Origin of the sequence: Allobosea sp. CS1GBMeth4, assembly GCF_900185715.1 — a bacterium.
Classification (GTDB): Bacteria; Pseudomonadota; Alphaproteobacteria; order Rhizobiales; family Beijerinckiaceae; genus Allobosea.
Map to the genome: position 1 here is coordinate 1 of NZ_FYAS01000028.1, position 20,005 is coordinate 20,005.

Annotated in this window: 17 protein-coding genes and 3 pseudogenes; 11 read left to right on the plus strand and 9 right to left on the minus strand. The window is 67.5% G+C overall.

Going from position 1 to position 20,005, the window contains the following annotated elements:
- From CS1GBM4_RS16770 to CS1GBM4_RS16790, 4 genes and pseudogenes are all read left to right on the plus strand, one after another.
- Positions 1-570, plus strand: a pseudogene (locus CS1GBM4_RS16770) (hypothetical protein); the annotation flags it as partial.
- 88 nt (positions 571-658) lie between these two features.
- A pseudogene (locus tag CS1GBM4_RS16775) lies at positions 659-886 on the plus strand (integrase core domain-containing protein); the annotation flags it as partial.
- A gap of 760 nt (positions 887-1,646) precedes the next feature.
- Positions 1,647-2,048 (plus strand): annotated as a pseudogene (locus tag CS1GBM4_RS24645) (ABC transporter permease subunit); the annotation flags it as partial.
- A 112-nt stretch (positions 2,049-2,160) separates the two neighbouring features.
- Positions 2,161-2,757, plus strand: a complete 597-nt coding sequence (locus CS1GBM4_RS16790) for a pyridoxal-phosphate dependent enzyme (protein WP_244607269.1) — start codon at positions 2,161-2,163, stop codon at positions 2,755-2,757.
- On the opposite strand, the gene solA is transcribed toward CS1GBM4_RS16790, so the two are convergent.
- The 9 genes from solA to CS1GBM4_RS16835 form a co-directional block, all read right to left on the minus strand.
- Positions 2,754-3,947 carry an N-methyl-L-tryptophan oxidase gene (gene solA, locus CS1GBM4_RS16795; protein WP_186419890.1) on the minus strand — a complete coding sequence of 398 codons (1,194 nt, stop codon included), beginning with the start codon at positions 3,945-3,947 and terminating at the stop codon, positions 2,754-2,756. The genes CS1GBM4_RS16790 and solA overlap by 4 nt on opposite strands.
- Before the next feature lie 39 nt (positions 3,948-3,986).
- Complete coding sequence (locus tag CS1GBM4_RS16800) at positions 3,987-5,006, minus strand: LLM class flavin-dependent oxidoreductase (protein WP_244607270.1); 1,020 nt, start codon at positions 5,004-5,006, stop codon at positions 3,987-3,989.
- Positions 5,007-5,013: 7 nt separating this feature from the next.
- Positions 5,014-5,937 (minus strand): ABC transporter substrate-binding protein, encoded by a 924-nt coding sequence (locus CS1GBM4_RS16805; RefSeq protein WP_186419892.1) that lies wholly within the window; start codon positions 5,935-5,937, stop codon positions 5,014-5,016.
- A 103-nt stretch (positions 5,938-6,040) separates the two neighbouring features.
- Positions 6,041-6,982: an ABC transporter substrate-binding protein gene (locus CS1GBM4_RS16810; protein ID WP_186419893.1), complete on the minus strand. Its 942-nt coding sequence runs from the start codon at positions 6,980-6,982 to the stop codon at positions 6,041-6,043.
- Positions 6,983-7,025: 43 nt separating this feature from the next.
- On the minus strand, positions 7,026-8,795 hold the full coding sequence (locus tag CS1GBM4_RS24790; RefSeq protein ID WP_186419894.1) for an amino acid ABC transporter permease/ATP-binding protein: 1,770 nt from the start codon (positions 8,793-8,795) through the stop codon (positions 7,026-7,028).
- A 28-nt stretch (positions 8,796-8,823) separates the two neighbouring features.
- Entirely contained in the window at positions 8,824-9,351 is a 528-nt protein-coding gene (locus CS1GBM4_RS16820; RefSeq protein WP_186419895.1) for a GNAT family N-acetyltransferase, read from the minus strand.
- A gap of 15 nt (positions 9,352-9,366) precedes the next feature.
- Positions 9,367-10,545, minus strand: a complete 1,179-nt coding sequence (locus tag CS1GBM4_RS16825; RefSeq protein ID WP_186419896.1) for an amidohydrolase — start codon at positions 10,543-10,545, stop codon at positions 9,367-9,369.
- Positions 10,542-11,894 carry an LLM class flavin-dependent oxidoreductase gene (locus CS1GBM4_RS16830; protein WP_186419897.1) on the minus strand — a complete coding sequence of 451 codons (1,353 nt, stop codon included), beginning with the start codon at positions 11,892-11,894 and terminating at the stop codon, positions 10,542-10,544. The genes CS1GBM4_RS16825 and CS1GBM4_RS16830 overlap by 4 nt, the downstream gene beginning before the upstream one ends.
- 31 nt (positions 11,895-11,925) lie before the next feature.
- Positions 11,926-12,897 (minus strand): MsnO8 family LLM class oxidoreductase, encoded by a 972-nt coding sequence (locus CS1GBM4_RS16835; RefSeq protein ID WP_186419898.1) that lies wholly within the window; start codon positions 12,895-12,897, stop codon positions 11,926-11,928.
- Positions 12,898-13,115: 218 nt separating this feature from the next.
- Here CS1GBM4_RS16835 and CS1GBM4_RS16840 point away from each other — a divergent pair, with 218 nt between their 5' ends.
- From CS1GBM4_RS16840 to CS1GBM4_RS16870, 7 genes are all read left to right on the plus strand, one after another.
- Positions 13,116-14,249, plus strand: a complete 1,134-nt coding sequence (locus CS1GBM4_RS16840; RefSeq protein ID WP_348522331.1) for a LysR substrate-binding domain-containing protein — start codon at positions 13,116-13,118, stop codon at positions 14,247-14,249.
- A gap of 65 nt (positions 14,250-14,314) precedes the next feature.
- Positions 14,315-14,665 carry a DUF3088 domain-containing protein gene (locus CS1GBM4_RS16845; RefSeq protein ID WP_186419899.1) on the plus strand — a complete coding sequence of 117 codons (351 nt, stop codon included), beginning with the start codon at positions 14,315-14,317 and terminating at the stop codon, positions 14,663-14,665.
- A 384-nt stretch (positions 14,666-15,049) separates the two neighbouring features.
- Entirely contained in the window at positions 15,050-15,676 is a 627-nt protein-coding gene (locus CS1GBM4_RS16850; protein ID WP_186419900.1) for a GNAT family N-acetyltransferase, read from the plus strand.
- Between the two features lie 19 nt (positions 15,677-15,695).
- Positions 15,696-16,667: an LLM class flavin-dependent oxidoreductase gene (locus tag CS1GBM4_RS16855; protein WP_186419901.1), complete on the plus strand. Its 972-nt coding sequence runs from the start codon at positions 15,696-15,698 to the stop codon at positions 16,665-16,667.
- Between the two features lie 30 nt (positions 16,668-16,697).
- A complete protein-coding gene (locus tag CS1GBM4_RS16860; RefSeq protein ID WP_186419902.1) occupies positions 16,698-17,960 on the plus strand; it encodes an LLM class flavin-dependent oxidoreductase in 1,263 nt (420 codons plus the stop codon).
- Positions 17,961-18,104: 144 nt separating this feature from the next.
- The gene (locus CS1GBM4_RS16865) at positions 18,105-18,647 is read left to right on the plus strand and encodes a flavin reductase family protein (protein WP_186419903.1); all 543 of its coding nucleotides are present in this window, start codon (positions 18,105-18,107) and stop codon (positions 18,645-18,647) included.
- Positions 18,648-18,882: 235 nt separating this feature from the next.
- A complete protein-coding gene (locus CS1GBM4_RS16870) occupies positions 18,883-19,992 on the plus strand; it encodes an SGNH/GDSL hydrolase family protein (protein WP_186419904.1) in 1,110 nt (369 codons plus the stop codon).
- Positions 19,993-20,005: the final 13 nt, after the last annotated feature.

Consider the following 20,005-nt stretch of genomic DNA (forward strand, 5'->3'; position numbering starts at 1 on the left):
TACGAGGACGAGCGGCCCGCCGAGACGGTGGCGCGGCGCGCAGCTCCGGCCCAGCCGCGCGGCGGTTCCTGCGGCGCGGGTACGAGCGGGGCGGCGGCGCTGCAGCGCGGCTGGTGCCTGCTCAACCTGAAACGGCCGGCCGCCGCGGCCGAAGCCTTCGACGCGGCGCAGCGCAGCGGTAACGCCCAGCTCGCCGCCGACGCCGCCGCCGGCAAGGCCTATGCGAAGATTCAGCAGGGTCTGACGGGCGAAGCCAGCGCCGCCGCCGCCGGCGCCAACCTGCCTCCGGCGCGCCGCAAAGAACTGCAGACCCTGCTGCTCTCCGAGCGATTCTACGCCCAATACGACGCCAAGGACTATAATGGCGCGTTGATCACGCTGGGCGAGCGGGGGCGCTTCGCCTCCGAAAGCACCGACCTGATGCTGATGCGCGGCTGGTCCTATTTCAATCTCGGCCGCTATGACGACGCCGCGCAGGTGTTCCAGGCGCTCTACCGGGCCAATGGCTCGCCGCAGGCGATGTCCGGCCTGACGGCGATCCGGGATATCACGCAGCGCAATCGATATTAGGAGCAAGACGCGGCCTTGCGGACTCGCAGATCCCAGAGCGCCGGTCGATCGCCGCCAGAGCAATCGAGGTGATCGCGGCAACCATGGTGGCGTGGAGCCCTCCGTCGGCAGTGTTGGCGATAACTATGACAACGCCCTCGCTGAGACGATCAACGGACTCTACAAAGCCGAGCTGATCCATCGGCGCGGGCCCTGGCGATCCTTCGAAGCCGTGGAGTTCGCGACGCTGACCTGGGTCGACTGGTTCAACAATCGCCAGCTGCTGGAGCCCATAGGCAACATTCCGCCGACCGAAGCCGAGGAATGCTATTACGCGATGCTGGGCGAACCAGCCCCCAAGGCCGTCCAGTTCTCAGTGAAGAAGGCCGGCTTCGACCTGCAGCTCGATCCCGTCGATGCGGGCGGCTACACGGCCCGCACCGGCGCCAACGACTACGACATCGCCTCGCTCTATTATGTCCGCGCCGAGCCCGACATCCTGCGGACCGTCTTCCGTTCGGCCTATATCCCGCCGAACGGCGCCAATATCGCGCGGGTAAAGAGCCTCGACGACGTGCTGACAAAGGCGATCGGCGCATCGGGCGAGCAGTGCAGGCAGCTCTATGGACAGGCTCAGGCCGAGATCATCGGTCAGGCCTATGCCGTGCCGCTCTATGTCGCCGCCTATCAGCTCGGCGCGTCCAAGAAACTCAAGGGCCTCAGCTGGGCGACGAACTCCAAGCCGAACTTCTACGATGCCTGGCTCGCTCCATAGCCCTCTCCTCGTTGCGCTGCGACGCCTTGGTGTCATCCTGGCCGTGCTCTGGGGCGCGGCCACGATTACATTCATCGCGGTCAAGGCGATTCCAGGCGACCCCGTCTCGGTGCTCACAGGCGGCGAAGACGTCGTCGACGCCGCCGAGCGGGAAGCCTTGATCCGGCAGTTCGGCCTCGATCAGCCGCTGGCAGTGCAGTATGCGCGCTATATCGGCCAGGCGATGCTCGGCGATTTCGGCCAGAGCTATCAGTACCGGCAGCCCGTCATCGAAGTCGTCGGCGAGGCCGCCGGCCCGACCCTGCAACTTGCCGGAACGGCGATGGTCCTGGCGCTGGTTCTGGCATTCGCCAATGCGCAGGCCACGGCCGGACGACGCCAGGGCCTGCGCAGCGCCCTCTCCGGCCTCGAGCTCGCCGTGCTGAGCACGCCGGTCTACTGGATCGGCCTGTTGCTGCTGACGGTGTTCAGCTTTCAGCTCGGCTGGTTCCCGATCATCGGGGGCGAAGGCGTCCGGGCGCTGATCCTGCCGGCCGTCGCGCTTAGCCTGCCGCTGGCGGCGCTGCTGTCCCAGGTGTTGCGGGACGGGATGGAAGACGCACTCTCGCAGCCCTTCGCCCTGACAGTCCGCACGCGCGGCGTCAGCGAGACGGCGCTGCGGCTGCGTCATGCGCTGCGCCATGCCGCGCTCGCCGTCTCGACCCTCACCGGAACTCTCTTCGCCGGCGTCCTCAGCGGCTCGATCCTGACCGAGACGGTGTTCGGGCGCGCCGGCATCGGCCACGATCGGCAAGGACAAGATCAACCTGCTCAAGCTCTACGGAGCCGAAGTGGTCTTGGTCGACAACAAGGAATTCCTTCGGGAAAACGCCATCGAGGCAATCCTGGAGCGCATCCAGCGCGAAAACCCCGACGCTTACTTCACAGACCAGCGCGCGAATCCCACCAATCCAGATGCCCATTACGTAACGACCGGGCCGGAAATCTGGCAGGATTCCGGCGGAGAGGTCGACATCCTCATCAGCGCCGTCGGGACAGGGGGATCGGTCTCCGGCACGGGGCGCTATCTGAAGGAGAGGAATCCGCGCCTGCGCGTGGTGATATCCGAGCCAGCCGACGAGTCGCTTCCCTCTCCCGAACGTCCTTACGCACCGGGCATCGAGGGCGTGCACAAGGTCACCAATGTCGATCCCTCGCACTTGCCGGCCAATTTCCACGCCGGCGTGGTGGACGAAGCGCTTGCCGTCACCACCGAGACCGCCCTGGGCACGGCGCGCGCCATCGCGCGAGAGGAAGGCATCCTCGCCGGCATGTCCTCCGGCGCTTCACTCAACGTCGCGCTGACACTCGCCGCCCAGCCCGGGAACGCTGGAAAGACGATCGTCGTCATCTTCCCGGACAGCGGCGAACGCTATCTCTCCTACGTCGACTAGGCTCCTTGCGCGACGGCATCGGGGACCGGAGCACGGCCGAACCGGGCCAGTCCGAAGGACGACAGATCGAGGCGGCTTACGCCATCCAGAAGCTGCTGGCTGACAGCTTCGCCGATTGCGGCCGAATGCTTGAAGCCGTGCCCCGAGCATGGCGAGACCACAAGCACGCGTTCACTCTCCGGCCGTTGATCGATGACGAAGCCGTTATCCGGCGAAACGGTGTAGAGGCAGGTCTTGCGGCGCGATCGATCGGCGCGCAGCCCCTTCAGCCGCCCAGCGATCGAGCGCGCATGAAAATCGCGCGACTCGGCCTCCTCGCTCGACCTGTCGTAGTCGTCGGGATCGATGCCGCGCGTCTTCTCGCCATGGGCCATCTTCACCGCGCCGTCGAAAGCGGGGAAGCCGTAGAAGCCCTCCTCCGCGCCGTGTCCATAGGACCAGATATAGACCGGCGCCTCTCGCCATGCGGCTGGAGCGGAAGGCTCAAGATCGAACCAGTGCAGGATCTCGCGCGTAGGGCGCAGCAGTGCGGAGACATGGGGCCCGAGAAGCCGGCCGGCCCAGGCGCCGGCGCTGACCACGACCCGGTTCGCCAAGATCGTGCCCGCTCGCGTCGTGATCTCGACGTGATCGGCGTGAGCGACGATTGCCTCGACGCGCGTGTCGAGCGCGAGCCGCGCGCCAGCCGCGGCGGCGATGTGAAGCTGTGTCGCGACACAGCGCTCGGGATTCAGATAGCCGCCCTCGGGCTCGAAATAGATTCGGTCTGCGTCCGTGACGTTCAGCCAGGGATAGCGTCGGCGCGCCTCGGCCGGCTCCAGCAGCTCATGCCGCGTGCCGCTGCGGCGGGCGACGGCAAGCGTGCGCTCGACATAATCGGCCGCGCCAGCCTTCGAAGGCTCGCTCGATACGGCCAGGAAACCGACCTGCCCGAACAGAATCTCGCCCGTCCGGCCCTCCAGCTCCTTCCAGATCTCGTGCGAGCGGCTCACAAGCGGGGCCAGCGCCGTCCCCTCAGCCACAGCCAGGCGCGTAATGCGCGTCTCGCCATGGCTCGAGCCGAACTCGTGCGGAGGGCGGAACTGATCGATGCCGAGGACGTCGCCCCCGCGCGACGCAAGCTGGAACAGCGTGGCCGACCCCATGGCCCCGAGGCCGAGAACGACGATGTCCACCGTTTGGCGGCTCATGACTGCCGCAGTCTCCGTTCGAGCATGAGGCGAAGGTCGCTAAGCTGCTGCGGCCGATCGGCGCCAGCCCAGCTCCGGGGCGACGAGGCGCAGGAAGTCATCGAGAATCTGCTCATAGTCCGACTGCTCGAAATCGTAGGGAAGCTCGAGCCGGAAGGCCGTCGCATAGGGCAGGATGGGATCGGCGCGCAGCAGCGCGAGAATGGCGCCCGCGCTACCCACCAGATCGGAAGCGAAGAGCGTGCGCTTCGGCCCTTGCGGCGCGAGCGTGCGGGCCTTGCGGCTCTCGGCGTAGTCGGCGTAACGGCGCCGCGTGGCCGCGTTCGCGCCGTCGGTCGGCACGATGACGCGCCCCAGCGCGATCTGCGGCGGCTGCGCGCCCGACCAGGCGCCGAGAAAGCTCCCGACGATCTGTCGTTGCGCCTCGAAGAAGCGGTCTGTGGTCTCGCCCTGCACGATGTTGCCGGTCAGCAGGTGAAAGCCGCTGCGCCCGGCCCAACCGGCCGAACGCAGCGAGCCGCCACCGTACCAGAGGCGGTCGGCGAGGCCCGGCGCGACGGGATGCAGGCGCGGACGCTGTGGGCCTGCCGGCGAATTGACGACGGCCCCTTCCCCGCCCAGCAGCGGGCTGCGCAGATTCTCGCGCAGGCGCAGCGCGCGGTCATAGCCGTAGTCGCTCGCGCCCGGATCGCCGTCGAAGAAATGCGCGCCCAGGAACTCGGCATGGGCCGGAGGCCCGACGCTGACGCCGATCTGGAGCCGCCCGCGCGCGAGTGCATCGGCCGTGGCGAGATCCTCCGCGAGGCGGAACGGGTTCTCGTAGCCGAGCTGGATCACCGCCGTGCCCAGCCCGATGTGGCGCGTGCGCTGGCTCGCCGCGGCGAGAAAGGTCGCGGCCGAGGAGACGCCGCGCTCGAGATGACGCTGGCGTACCCAGGCTGAGTCGTAACCCAGGCGCTCGCCGGCCTCGAAAAGTTCGAGACCGCGCTGAAGCCCGGTCGCGGGGTCCCCCTCCCGGAAGTTCCCGGGCGTCAGGAATCCAAGCGAAGCGATGGCCACGGCACTCTCAATATTTCGGCAGGCCGTGGGGGTTCGTCTCGGGTTTGTCGAGACGCTCCTCCTCGACGCCCCAGCGCTTGAGCACTGCATCGAACGAGCCGTCCCGATAGGCGCCTTCCAGCGCAAGCGTGACGGCCTGGGCCAAGCCTGCGCCCTTGCGAGTGGCGACCGCGACGTCCGATCGCTCGGGCCATCCGGCGCTGAGCACGCCCACGCGCTTGATGTTCTTGTCGCGCTGCTGGATGAAGAGAAGCTGCGCATGCGGCTGCACGATCACGTCAGCGCGGCCCGAGGAGAGCGCGAGCAGGCGATTGGCCTCGTCGTCGAAGGTGATGAGCTCGATCGGCTGGCGTCCGGCGGCGACGTTCCGCCTGCTCCATTCGAGCAGGATGCGCTCCTGATTGGTGCCGGCGCCGAGCACGATGCGCAGGCCCGCCGCGTCCTTGGGCTCGGCGATCGTCTCGACCTTGCTGTCGGCCTTGACGAAGAAGCCGTGCAGCCCGAGGCGATAGGTGGAAAAGTCGAACTTCTCCTTGCGCTGCTCCGTCACGCCGATGTTCGAGATCGCCGCGTCGTACTTGCCGGAGATCACGCCGAGCGGCCAGTCGGCCCAGGGGGTCGGCACGAGCTTGAGCTTGAGGCCGAGGCCGTCGGCGACGAGCTGGGCGACATCCGGATCGGCGCCGACCAGCGTCTTGGAATCGGTCGCATAGGTCGCCAGCGGCGGGGTGCCGGCATTAGTCGCGACGGTGAAGACGCCCGGCTCGACGAATTGGTAGTCCTTCGAGATCGCCGCGATCGCGGCCGGGTTGGGCTTCGTGCGCGGCCGGCCCGGCTGTTCGGGACCGAGGTCGTAGGCCGACTGGGCGAAGGCGGGGGCCGCGAGGGTCAAGGCGACGGCGGCGACGATGGCCGCCCTGCGGGTGATCATGACGAAGCTCCGAATGGGCGAGCGCCCGGCGGCGCTGTGCAGATCAATGGGAAAAAAGCCCGCGACGGCGCGGGTCGGCAATCGGGCAACCAGCGCTCGGCGATCAGCTCTTGGGCAGACCGGCCGGATTGGTGCGAGACAACTCGATCGCCTCGGCCGACAGGCCCCAGCGCGCGAGCGACTTCTGATAGTTGCCGTTCTTGATCTGGGCGTTGAGCGCGGCCGTGATCGCGTCCGCGAAGCCGGCGCCCTTCTTCGTCGTCACCGCGATCTCGGCGGTTTCGGGCCAGCCGCCGGAGAAGGAGCCGACCAGGCGGGTGGTGCCGGTCTGCGCCGCCTTGAATCCGAGAATGCCGTTGGGGCCGAAATAGACGTCGGCCCGGCCGGAATCGAGCGCCAGATAGAGCACCACGTCGTCGTCGTAATACTGCACTTCGGTGGTCTTGAGGCCCTTCGCCTCGTTGGCCTTGATCCAGCGTAGCAGGATCTGCTCCTGGTTGGTGCCCGACGAGACGATGACCTTGAAGCCGGCGACGTCTTCCGGTTTGGAGATCTCCTTGATGCCGCTCTTGACACCGGCGTAGAAGCCGAGCTGGTCCTTGCGATAGGTCGAGAAGTCGAACTTCTCCTTGCGTTGCTCGGTCACGGTGACGTTGGAGATGACGGCGTCGTACTTGCCGGAGATCACGCCGAGCGGCCAATCGGCCCAGGCCACCTGGACCAGCTCGAGCTGCAGGCCGAGCGCGTCCGCCACCAGCCGTGCGATATCGGGCTCCGAGCCGACGATGACCTTCTGGTCGTCGGTGGCGTTGATGCCGAAGGGCAGCCGGGTGCCCGTGGTGGCGACGGTGAAGGTGCCGGGCTTGGTGAGCTTGACGTCCTTCAGCAGCTTGATCGCCTCCGGCACGGCCTCGGCGCGCGGCTGGCCCTTCTGGGCGGAGGTCAGGTCGAAACTCTGCTGCGCCGAGGCGAGCGAAGGGTATAGCGCGGCTCCTGCGAGCAGGCTGAGCACGGTGCGGCGATTGGGAGCATTCCAGGCGGTCATGAGCAGGCCTTCCGGTCGGATGGGGGCAAGGGTTGAGGGGCGTTCACAGCACCCGGGCGAGGAATTCCGCGGTGCGCCGCTGTTCGGGCGCGTCGAGCACCTGCTCAGGTGGGCCGGCTTCGACAATGCGGCCGCTGTCCATGAATACGACCTGGTCCGCGACCTCGCGGGCGAAGCCGATCTCGTGGGTGACGATGACGAGGGTCGCGCCGGAGCGGGCGAGCTCCTTGATGGCGGCCAGTACCTCGCCGACCAGCTCGGGATCGAGCGCCGATGTCGGCTCGTCGAAGAGCAACGCCTTGGGCTTGAGCGCCAACGCGCGGGCGATTGCGACGCGCTGCTGCTGGCCGCCGGAGAGCTGACGCGGATAGGCGTTGGCCTTGTCGGAGAGGCCGACGCGGGCGAGAAGGTCGCGGGCCGCCAGCTCGGCTTCGGCAGGGCTCGCGCCGCGGACATGGATCGGCGCCTCGACGACGTTCTCCAGCGCGGTCAGATGCGGGAACAGGTTGAAGTTCTGGAATACCATGCCGACATCGACTCGCCGGCGCAGGACCTCGCGCTCCTTCAGTTCGTAGAGAAGCTCGCCCTCCTGCCGATAGCCGATGAGCTGGCCGTCGAGCGTGATCGCACCGCGATCGAGCCGTTCGAGATGGTTGATCGAACGCAGCAGTGTCGACTTGCCCGAGCCGGACGGGCCGATGATCGCGGTGACCGAGCCCGACGGCAAGGTCAGCGAGACGTCGTCCAGCACCTTGAGCTCGCCGAAGCTCTTGGAGACGCTGCGGATGGCGATCTCGCCGCCGCGGCGATGGGCGAGCGGGGCCACGGGAGCCGAAGCCGGCGCAGCGGCCGATGCCGTGGCAGCGGGCGCGTTGCCGCGGGCCAAACGCCGCAGCAGCGGATCGAAGACCGAGGGCTTCTGCTGGCGGAGCGCGCCGCGGGCGTAATAGCGCTCGATCTGGGACTGGACCACCGACAGCGCGGTCAGGATGACGAGATACCAGACCGTCGCCACCATCAGCAGCGGGATTACCTCCAGATTCCGGCGGTAGATCACCTGGACGGTGTAGAACAGCTCCGGCAGCGCCAGGATGTAGACGTTGGACGTGCCCTTCGCGAGACCGATGATGTCGTTGAACGCCGTCGGAGTGATCGAGCGCATGGCCTGCGGCAGCACGATGCGGAAGAACTGGCGCCGCTTCGGCAGGCCGAGCGCGGCCGCGGCCTCATGCTGGCCCTGATCGACAGAGAGCAGGCCGCCGCGGATGAACTCGGCCGAGAAGGCTGCCTGGTTCAGCGTCAACCCGAGCACCGCCGCCATGAAAGGGCTGATGAGCTGGGTGGTCGGATAGGAGAGGATCGTCCAGCCGGTGAAGGGCACCCCGAACGAGACGGTCTCGTAGAGATAGCCGAGATTGTTGAGGATCAGCAGCAGGACGATCAGCGGGATCGAGCGGAAGATCCAGACGAAGGTCCAGGACACCGCCGCCAGCGGCGCCGACCCCGAGAGCCGCGCCAGGGCCAGCAGCGCGCCGAAGGTGAAGCCGAGCAGCGCGCCCAGCAGCGTCAGCAGCAGCGTCCGGCCGAGACCGACCAGAACCGGCTCGGCGAGGAACCATTCCGCGAACACGTCCCAGCCCCAGCGCGGATTGCCCAGCACCGAGTTCAGCACCGCGAAGACGACGAGCAGAGCGAAGGCGCCGCCGAGGATGCGCCACGGATTGCGGGCCGGAACAATCCGGAGCCCGGCACCTCCCGCGTGGACGGATGTCGGGGGAACGGTCGGGGCGCGGCCGTCGAGGGCAAGGGTCATGGCTGGATCCTGTGACGGGGTGGAGGGCTCAGGCCGAAAAGGCGAGCGCCTCGGCGACGCGGCCGGCCGGCGCGACGAGACGCTTGCGGAAGGGCAGATGGCTGAACTGGGTGGCATCGACGTTCAGGTCGAAATGCGGTTCGTAGCCGAGCGATCGATAGAGCCCGACCGCCTCAGGCTGGCGGCTGCCGGTGGTCAGGTAGAAGCGGCGGTAGCCCTGGTCCCAGGCCAGGCGCTCGAGTTCGCGCACGACGCGGGCGGCCAGCCCCTGGCGGCGCAGGTCGGAGCGCGCCCAGACGCGCTTGACCTCGGCCGTCTCGGGCTCGGCATGGGGCATGAAGGCGCCGCCGGCGATCGGCTCCCCGCCGCGCAACAGCAGCAGGAAATGCCCGCGCGGCGGCAAGAAGAGCTCCGGCGCATAGCGATGCAGCTCGACGATCGCTGGATCGCGCCCGGGAATGTCGCCATAGCGCCCGTCATATTCGCGGATCAGATCCTGGATGAGGGGCTGGGCCGCAGGGTCGGTCGGGCTGGTGGAGAAGAAGATGTCTGACATTGGCTTTTCCCGTCTTCAGGCGAGAAAGCGCTCGGCGAGCCGCGTCCAATAGGTCGCGGCCGGCGCGATCAGCGCGTCGTTGAAATCGTAGTGGGGGGAATGCAGCGGCGCGCCCTCGCCCGCTCCGACGAACAGAAAAGCGCCGGGACGCTCCTCCAGGAAATAGGCGAAATCCTCGCTCGCCGTGCGCGGCGCCAGATGCGGCTCCACCCCGGCGGCGCCGAAGACGGACAATGCCGTCTCGCGCGCGAACTGCGACGGGCCGGCATGGTTGACCACGGCCGGCATTCCGAGCCGGTACTCGACTTCCGCCGTCGCGCCGAACGCCTCGGCCTGCGCCTTTACGAGGGCCGGCAGGCGCTCGGAGAGCAGCCGGCGCACCGCCGGGGAGAAGCTGCGGATCGTCGCCTGAAGCTCGACCGAATCCGGAATGACGTTGGAGGCCGTGCCGCCATGGATCGAGCCGACCGTGACGACGGCCGCCTCGAGCGGTGGAACGTTGCGCGAGACCAGGCTCTGCAGCGCCGTCACCACATGCGCGGCGGCGAGCACGGGATCGACCGTCTCGTGCGGCGCGGCGCCATGCCCGCCTCGGCCGACGATCTCGATGACGGCCTTATCGACCGCCGCCATCGCCGGGCCGTCGACGAAGCCGAAGATGCCCTCAGGCACGCCCGGCCAGTTGTGCAGGGCGAAGATCGCATCGACCGGAAAGCGCTCGAACAGGTGGTCGCGGATCATCCCCTTCGCGCCGACGGCAATCTCCTCGGCCGGCTGGAAGATCAGTCGCAATGTACCGTCGAAGCGCTTGCGGAGGGCGAGCGCGCGGGCGGCGGCGAGCAGGATCGCGGTGTGACCGTCATGGCCGCAGGCATGCATCACGCCGGCATTCCGGCTAGCATGGGGCAACGCCGTCGCCTCGCTAATTGGCAGCGCGTCGAAATCGGCGCGGATGCCGATAGCCTTCGCGCCTGTTCCGAGGCGCAGCGTGCCGACGACACCCTCGCCGCCGACCCCGGTCTCCACCTCGTAGCCCCACCCGCCCAGCAGCTCGGCGATACGCCGGGCGGTGTCCCGCTCCTGTGTCGAGAGCTCGGGGTTCTGGTGGAAATGCCGCCGCAGGGCGATGAATCGGTCCAGTTCCTCGTCAACCTCCGGCAGGACCGGCAATGGGATGCGCACCGATACGTTCATCGCGCCACGGCTCGCGGGGCGGGAGCCTCGGCCAACGCATAGCGGCTCGCCTTGAAGGGAAGGCCGAGATGGTCACGCAAGGTCTCGCCTGAGAGCGCGCGGCTGTAGCGGCCGCGCGCCTCGAGTTCGGGGATCACCAACTCGACGAAGTCGTTCAGCCCCTCGGCCGTCACGGAGAAGCCGAGGATGAAGCCGTCCGCAGCGCCCGCATCGATCCAGCGAATGATCTCGTCGGCCACATGCGGACCGGTGCCGATGAAATTGGGCTTCGGCGTCGCGACTTCGAGCGCGACCTCGCGAAGCGTCTGGTCCTTCTCCCGCGCCGTCTTCTTGATGCGGTCGGTGGTCGAGCGGAAGCTGTTCTTGCCGATATCGCCGAGTTCGGGGAACGGCGCGTCGAGCGGATATTGCGTGAAGTCGTGATGATCGAAATAGCGGCCGAGATAGGCCAGCGCCTCGTCGATCGATAGAAGGTTGCGGATCGTCTCGTATTTCGCCTGCGCCGCTTCCGCCGTGCGGGCCACGATGGGGCCGATGCCGGGGAAGATCTTGACGTCGTCGGCGCTGCGGCCATGGGCGACGGCGGCGGCGCGCACCTGGTCGCGAAAGGTCTTCGTCTCGTCGATCGAAGGCGAATGGGTGAAGACCGCGTCGGCATATTTGCCGGCGAGCTTGATGCCGGCATCCGAGGAGCCGGCCTGGAAGATCACCGGCTGCCCCTGCTTCGAACGCTGGATGTTCAGCGGCCCCTCGACCTGGAAGAAGCGCCCCTTGTGGTCGAGCCGATGCAGCTTCGTGGGATCGAAGAACCGACCGCTCTCGCGGTCGCGCTGAAGCGCGTCCTCATCCCACGAATCCCAGAGCCCCTGCGTGACCTCGAGATATTCGTCGGCGATCTCGTAACGCAGACCATGCTCGGGATGCTGGCGGCTGTAGTTCTTCGCCGTGCCTTCGAGCGGCGTGGTGACGACGTTCCAGCCGGCGCGGCCCTGCGAGATCAGATCGAGCGAGGCGAATTGCCGGGCGACGGTGAACGGGTCCGAATAGGAGGTCGAGACCGTGCCGGCGAGCCCGATCTTCGTCGTCGCCACCGCGAGCGCCGAGAGGATCGTCAGCGGCTCGAAGCGGTTGAGGAAATGCGGGATCGACTTCTCGTTGATGTAGAGCCCATCGGCGACGAAGGCGAAGGCGATGCCTGCGGCTTCGGCCTTGCGGGCCGTGTCGACGTAGAAGTCGAGATTGACGCTGGCGTCGGCAGGGCCGGAAGGATGGCGCCAGGAGTTCATATGCCCGCCGGCGCCGTGCAGCATGATGCCGAAGGAGACGGGTTTCGCGGGATTCGCGCTCATGGGGAGCCTCGTCGGTTGGGAGATGATTGTGTCAGGCGGCGGCGCGGCGGGCGCCGGCGGCGATCAGCTCGATGGAGTTCCGCCGCGCGGCGGCGTCGGCGACAGGGTTGTCCAGCACGAACTCGTTCACGCCGAAGCGAACGGCCAGAGCATCGAGCTCGGCGCGCACATCCTCGCCCGTACCGGCGATGACGTGGGGATGGGTCTCGCGGACGGTGAAATTCGTGTCGCCCGCCTGATGGGCGAAGCTCTCCGCCTGCTCGCGGCTGCGTACGTTCACCGCGCGGCCGTCCGACAGGGTGACACGAAAGATGCGCGTCTCGCGCACAGCCTCCCGCGCGGCGGCCGAAGACGAGGCCGCGAAGGCGTGCACCGCCAGTGCCGCCCTTGTCCCGCCCCCTGCGCGATAGGCGCCCAAGCTCGCATCGATCAGCGCGGCGTCGCCGTTGAAATGACCGGCGAAGACGAATTCCCAGCCCAGCCGCGCGGCGAGCGCCCCACTCTCCGGCGAGCCGCCGAGCAGAATGCGCCGCGGCGCGACGCGGGCCAGCGGCCGGGCGAGATCGTCGCTGAGATAGCCGTCGAGCGCCTCGACGAGCGCGGTGAAGTCCGGCGGCACCGACCGGTCGAGACGCGACTGAAGCGCCTGCGTCGCCAGGGGCAGCCCGCCCGGCGCCCGGCCTATGCCGAGATCGACGCGATCGGGCGCGAGGGCGGCAAGCAGCTTGAAGCTCTCGGCGACTTTGAAGGGGCTGTAATGCTGCAGCATCACCCCGCCCGAACCGACGCGGATCCGGTCGGTCGAAGCCAGGATCCAGGCTGCCAGGACCTCGGGGGCGACGCCCGCCACCTCGCAGCTGCCGTGGTGCTCGGCGAGCCAGAAGCGATGATAGCCCAGCCGCTCGGCATGACGCGCATAGGCGACGGAATCGGCGAGCGCCTGCTCGGGGTTCGAGCCGTCCGCGATCGGGCTCTTGTCGAGAAGACTCAGCGCGTAGGTCATGTTCTGCTCCGCAGGCGCCCTTGGGGCGAGAGGGAGGGATTTTCGGGTCGCGCAGCAGTTCAGCGAAATAAGGAATGAGAATTTTCTTATCGCTTCAACCGATAAGAACCCGGATGCATATGCCCGCTTCTCCTACAGGAGCCTGAAGGATAGGATTTCTTCTCTGTCTCGGCGAAAAATCGCGATAAGTCTGTCGCGGTTCCGAGTGATGTCCGACGATGCGCGATCGCCGCCACTTGGCCGGCCGGTGGGCCGGGATCTCACGCATCGATGGCCGGCAGAAGAGCTCATTCGCGTGCGCCTCGCCGGCGCGGCATTCCTGCTCCGGACGGTCGCGACTTCGAAAAGAACCACCCGCGCTCTGCCCCTATGATCTCGGCATTCGTCTTTCGCCCCCCGATCGCTCGCCGCCCGACCACCACCGCATGAACCTGCAACAGTTCCGCATTGTTCAGGAGGCCGTCCGCAGCGGCTTCAATTTCACCGAAGCGGCGGCGGTGCTGAATACCTCGCAATCGGGCGTATCCAAGCGCATCAAGGATCTCGAGCTCGAACTCGGCGTCGAACTGTTCGAACGGCGCGGCAAGCGAATGCTCGGGCTGACAGAGGCCGGGCGCGCCGTCATCGGCTATGTCGAGCGCATTCTTGCCGATGCCACGACCATCAAGCGTGTGACCGGCCATCTGCGTAACCCGTCGGCGGGCGAGCTCGTGCTGGCGACGACGCATACCCAGGCCCGCTACGCCCTGCCCGATGTCGTCAGGCGCTTCCGGGAGGAATTTCCGCAAGTCAGGCTGTCGATCAGCCAGGGCGACCCGGGCGACATCGTCGCCAGCCTGCGCGAGGGCTCGGCCCATATCGGCATCGCGACCGAGAAGCTGTCCGAAGCGGCCGGCCTCGCCGCCTTCCCCTATTACAGCTGGCGCCACATCGTGATCGCCAACCGCACCGACCCATTCGTCGGCCGCGCAGGGCTTGACCTCGCCGCAATCGCCGAGCGGCCCATCGTGACCTATGGCCAAGGCTTCACGGGCCGGCCGCTGATCGACGCGGCCTTCCGGGATCATGGGTTGACGCCTGACATCGTCGTCGCTGCGATCGATGCCGACGTGATCAAGTCCTATGTGTCGCTCGGACTCGGGCTGGGCATCGTCACGGAGATTGCTTTTGACCCGGGGCGCGACAGCGATCTCGTCGTTGTCGCGGATGGTCTGTTTCCGTCCGCGACCTCCTATCTCGCCGTGCCGCGAGGGCGCTTTCTTCCCGGTTATGCCCAGCGCTTCATCCAGCTTTGCCAGCCTGAGCTGACCGCTGCGGCCCTGCGTGCCGCGATCGGCCCTGAGCCGCGATGAGCACGCCGTCTCGCACTTTCCGGCAGCGCCAGGCCGATCCAAACCCCGCAGCGGAGCCGACGACCATGAACGCCGTACGCGACACCATTTTCCTGATCGAACCCGGCTTCGCCGACCCCAAACAGCCGGGGAAGCTCTGGTTCTGCCCGTTCTGCAACCAGATCGAGGGCGTGCTGGCGCGCTTCCCCGCCCTGAGCGACGCCGTCGAGGTCCGGCGCGTGCCCTTCGCCCGCCCGCGCGAGGCGGTGATCGCCGCTTTGGGCGAAGCCCATCAGGCGCTGCCCGTCCTCGTCTTCGCCGATCCGGCCACGGCTCCGTCCGACGCCGATGAGATCGACGGCCGCCGCTTCCTCAACGATACGCGCCGCATCCTGGAAGTGCTGGCCGAACGCCACGGCACAGCCTGGCCGCATTGAGGGCGGCGGCACGCCAAGCGGACAGTCCGATCATACGGGGCGCATTCCAGGCAAATCCATCTTTTGATGATGAAGATATGGAATGCCGATTGAAATCTCGAACTTGTAGAAAAATGATGTTGCATGTGAGCATTTAAATAGAAATAAGTTCTCAACATTGATCGTTATCACCGATATTGAGAAGCATATTCGGTCATAGAATTTGACATTGTCTCATTCTACAACATTCAATTTCTCGAAATTGCTGCTCGCGAGGCGGGCTTGACCCGTAGCAACATCCGACTGGCCGCGTTCACGCTCGGGTGCCCCCGGTAGCGGAAAGCCTGCCTTGCCTCGCCGGCGACACCGGGCATCGCGAAGAGGCCCGTTTACGGAGAACCCGCCATGACTGACGTCTTCATCCGGTCGTCACATCACGACGTCGCAGCAGCCCCCCTGGTCGAGGGGCTGATCCGGGAATATGACGAGCGGTACGGCGCCCACGGCCGCCCGGGTGGAGCCCGTTCGGAGCTCTTCCGCTATCCGGCCGAAGCCTTCCAGCCGCCGCTCGGCGATTTCATCCTGCTGCAGCGGTACGGCCGCACCATCGCCGGCGGCGCCTTCATGAGCCATGACGACGAGACGGCCGAGCTCAAGCGCATCTGGACGCATGACGACCTCCGCCGTCAGGGCCTGGCCGAGCGCGTCGTCGCCGAGCTCGAGAGGCGAGCCGCGGCGCTCGGCTACACGCGCGCCTATCTGACGACCGGCTTCCGCCAGCCCGAAGCGACGGCGCTCTACCTCAAGCTCGGTTATCGCCCGCTCTTCGACGTCTCGGCCGACCCGGTGCTGTATCGCTCCCTGCCCTTCGAGAAGCAGATCGGCCGCGCCACCGGCCGGCCCGGCGGCTCGCCCGTCAGGCCGCCGGCGGAGTCGCTGGAGGCGGCGACAGCCCGCGTCGGCGTGATCAAGCAGGAGCAGGAGGCACGTATCCTGACGCGCCTCGCCCGTCATGGCGTGCTGGCGGCCTGACCCATACCGGACCGACGACATGACCTCGATCGAACCGCTCATCCTCGGTGTGACACTCCACGCGGGCGGCCCCGCCCACGGCCTCGCCGGCGGCTGGCGCGAGCGCTGGACGAGCCTGATCGGCGCACTCGACGGCGTCGCCGAATTCGCCGTGCTGGAGGACGGCTTCGCCCGCCCCGACGGCGACGGGCCCGACGCTGCGCTGCTGGCCAACTGGCTGGCGCCGCGGGCGCCCCGGATCGGCCTCATCGCCGGCGCGGCGCTCAACCTCGTCGAGCCCTTCCACGTTTCGACCGCGATTGCGACGCTCGACCATGTCAGCGAGGGCCGGGCCGGGCTCTTGGCGCAGCGCCTACGCGGGCCGCGCAACGCGGCGGCGTTTGCGGCGATCGGCCGTCTCAATGGTTTCGCCGAGGCCGGCAACGAGGCTGCGCTCGACCGCGATATCACCGATGCCATCGATGCCATCCGGCGCCTCTGGGACAGCTGGGAGGACGACGCGGTCATCCGCGACGCCGGCACACAGCGCTATCTCGACGGCGGCAAGCTGCATTACGTCGATTTCGCCGGTGAGGTCTTCCGGCTTCTCGGCCCGTCGATCACCCCGCGCCCGCCGCAAGGTCAGCCGATCGTCGCAGCGCGCTGGGCGCCAGGCGCCGGCGACGGGGCCGCCGCCAGCGCCGATCTCGCCCTGCTGGACGTCGCGCATATCGCCGCCTTCAAGGCGCGACCCGACGCGGAGCGGGCGCTGATCGTGGCCGAAATCGCCGAGAGCGACATCCTGTTCGCGGCCTTGCGCCAAGCTGCCGAGGCTGGCGCGCGGGCGGTCAGCGTCGCCCTGTCCGGAACACCGGAGGAGGCGCAGGTCTTCGCGAACCGTACCGTGCCGGCGCTGCGCGCGGCCGGGCTGGTGCGGCCCGCCGCCGAAGGGCCGTTGCGCCGGCGGCTCGGGCTGCCCGCAGCGCCCAACCGTTACGCCGCCGCGGCCTGAAGACGAGGTCGACGTCATGAGAGCGAAGCCATGAGCAGGAAACAGGTCATCCTCGGGGCGCAGTTTCCGGGCGTGAACAACTTCACCGTGTGGAGCGACCCGCAGGCCGGCAGCCAGATCGCCTTCTCGTCCTTCCGGCGCTTCGCCGAGACGGTGGAGCGTGGCCGGTTCGACTTCATCTTTCTCGCCGAGGGCCTGCGGATTCGCGAGCAGAAGGGCCGCTTCCACGAGCTTGACGTCGCCGGGCGTCCCAACACCCTGGCGATCCTGAGCGCACTGGCCTCGGTCACCCGCCATGTCGGGCTGATCGGCACGCTGACCACCACCTTCAACGAGCCCTATCCGCTCGCGCGCCAGCTCGCCACGCTCGACATCCTCTCCGAAGGCCGGGCGGGCTGGAACGTCGTGACGTCGCCCGGCGCCTTCACCGGCGCCAATTTCCGGCGCGGCGACCACCTGCCATACGCCCAGCGCTACGAGCGCGCCCGGGACTTCATCGAGGCTGCGCGCAGGCTGTGGGCCGGCGGGTCCTTCGCGGCTCATGGACGGCACTTCGACATCGCCGGCGCAACCGACGCCGCGCCGCTTCCGCAGGGCGCTCCGGTGATCGCCCAGGCCGGCGACTCCGACGAAGGGCGCGAACTCGCGGCCAGCCATGCCGATCTGATCTATTCACGCCACGGCACGCTCGAAGAGGGGCAGGCCTTCTATGCCGACGTCAAAGGCCGCCTGACCCGCTACGGCCGCAGCCGCGATGCGCTGAAGATCCTGCCGGGCGCCCATTTCGTTCTCGGCGACACGCCGGAGGAGGCGAAGGCGCGCTACCGCGCCATCCGGCTCCAGCAGGTCAGCCCCAAAGGCGCGATCGCCTTCCTGGAGCAGGTCTGGAACCGCGATCTCTCCGCCTACGACCCGGACGGTCCGTTGCCGGAGGTCGAGCCGGACGTCAGCGCAAACCTCTCCCAGGGCCACGCCAACCGCTATGACGACCGGCTCGAAACCGCCAAGGCCTGGCGCGCCCTGGCCGAGAGCGAAGGACTGAGCATCCGCGATCTCATCATCCGAGTGACCGAGCGCAAGCAGTTCATCGGAACACCGCAGCAGATCGCCGAGGAGATCGACCGGCATGTGCAGGAGGACGCGGCCGATGGTTTCGTCTTCGCCCCGCATCTGACGCCGGGCGGCTTCGACGAGTTCGTCGCGAAGGTCGTTCCCGAGCTGCAGGATCGTGGCATCTTCCGCCGCGAATACGAGGAGGCGTCGCTGCGCGGCCATCTCGGGCTCGCCGCCTAACGGTTTCCAGCGCCGCGTGACCACACCCATTCACTCGGCAGGCGAATAGATCGGCCTCATGAGCGCTGAGATAGATTTTCTCTGGTACATCCCGAATGTCGCCGAGGCGGGGTGTCAGCGCACCCAGTTCGACCGAGGAATGACATGAACGACCTGCCCACCCGTCTCGCGGCGAAAGACATCGCGACGGACGCCTTCAAGGCGGTCATGCGCAACCTGGCCGGGGCGGTCAGCATCGTTACGGCGAGCCATGGCGGCGTCAGGGCGGGCCTGACGGCGACCTCCGTCACAGCACTCTCCGCCGAACCGCCGACGGTGATCGTCTGCGTCAACCGTGCGGCCTCCGCCTGGCCGACCATCGAGGCCGCCGGGCATTTCGGCATCAACGTGCTCGCCGCCCGGCACCGGCCGATCGCCGATCGCTTCGCCGGTCGCGGCGGCATCAAGGGCGAGGCCCGGTTCGCTGGTGCGAGCTGGGGCCCCCTCGTCACCGGCGCTCCGACGCTCGACGGCGCCCTGGCGGTCATCGATTGCGAGACGGAGGAAGCGCTGGAGCGGCACTCCCACACGATCCTGATCGGGCGCATCAAGGCGATCCGCCACGCCACGGCCGAGGGAGCCCTGCTCTACTGGCGCGGCGTCTACGGGCAGATCGAGGACGAGCTCCAGGCCGGAGCCGGCATCTGACCGCCGTCTCATCTCGCGGGTCCTGCGCACCTTCGTCTATCGTTGACGGCCCGGTGCGGCTCGGGAGCATTGTCGGCTTGCGCGCGTATCGCCACGGCAACGGCGTCGAGAGCCGGCTGAAGACGAGCGGCGCCTACGCCGAAATCGAGCGTATGGTCTGACAGCCTGAAGTTGGCCGGCCGGAGCATCGAGCGCCGGTCGCTCCGATGTCGATAGGCGTGTGCCGGAGGCGTTTATGGCGATGAAGATCGATCTGCTTCCGGCCAAAATCTGGACGCCGAGGCGGGTGCTTGGCGCTGCGCTGGCGCTTGCTGCCTTGGTCCTGGCCGGCCTGGCCTTCTGGGACAGCGGCACCCCTCCCGACAATTCGCCGCGGACCTCGATCGCGCTGGCGGTTCTGGGCGATTCCGGGAGCCATTCCTACCAAGACAGCCTGAGCTTCCCGCCTGGTTCTCCGGACCGCGGTGGAGCATTTCGCACCCGCACTTTCCAATGGACCGAAGTGTTGGCGCGCCTGCGCGGCAATGAACTCAACTTGGGACCGTGGGTGCGATGGGGACAGTCGAACCAAGTGGCCTGGTTGCGCCACGCAATCGGTCTGCATGTCGGCCGCACGCCGAGAAAGGAGGATTATCTCTATAATTTCGCGGTGTCGGGCGCTACTTGCCAGAGTTTGATGGGCGGTCGGTTCCGGCGTTATTCGCAGGCCCCGCGGCTCGTCGCGCTGATGGACCACGATCCCGGACGCTGGCGCAACGGCGTCGTCGTGATCCGGATCGGCAACAATGACTGGTCGGCGGTGCTCGACGAGCAGGCGCGCGATCCAAGGGCGACGACGGTACGCGCGGCGGCGACGTATTGCGTGCAACAGATCGCCGCCGTGATCCGCTTGATCCATACCGCCCACCCAGGCACCCGCATCCTCGTGGTGGGGACGGACAACGGGGCGAATGATCCGACAGCGCATGAGAGATATCGCTCCGCCGGTGCCCTCGCCAACATTCATACCGCCTTCGATGACTTCAACGCGCAACTGCGCGAGCTTGCTGGCTCCGACGCGCGCGTTGCCTTTTTCGATCTCGATATCTGGTTCCGGAACCACTGGGGAACGCGCGGCCCTGATGGGGCTCCAGCGTTCAAGGCCGTCCCGATCGGCGAGAATCTCCAGGTCACCAACACCGTGGGCGATGAACCCAGCAATGCGGAACTGGCTGATCATCATGCTGGTGTGGTGTGGAACGCACTGTGGGCGCAGTCTCTTGTTGCGCGACTGAGTGAAGCCTTCGGCCTGCCGTTAACACCAATCAGCGACAAAGAGGTGGAACGTTTCGTTACCGCTTCATGAACATCCCATCCAT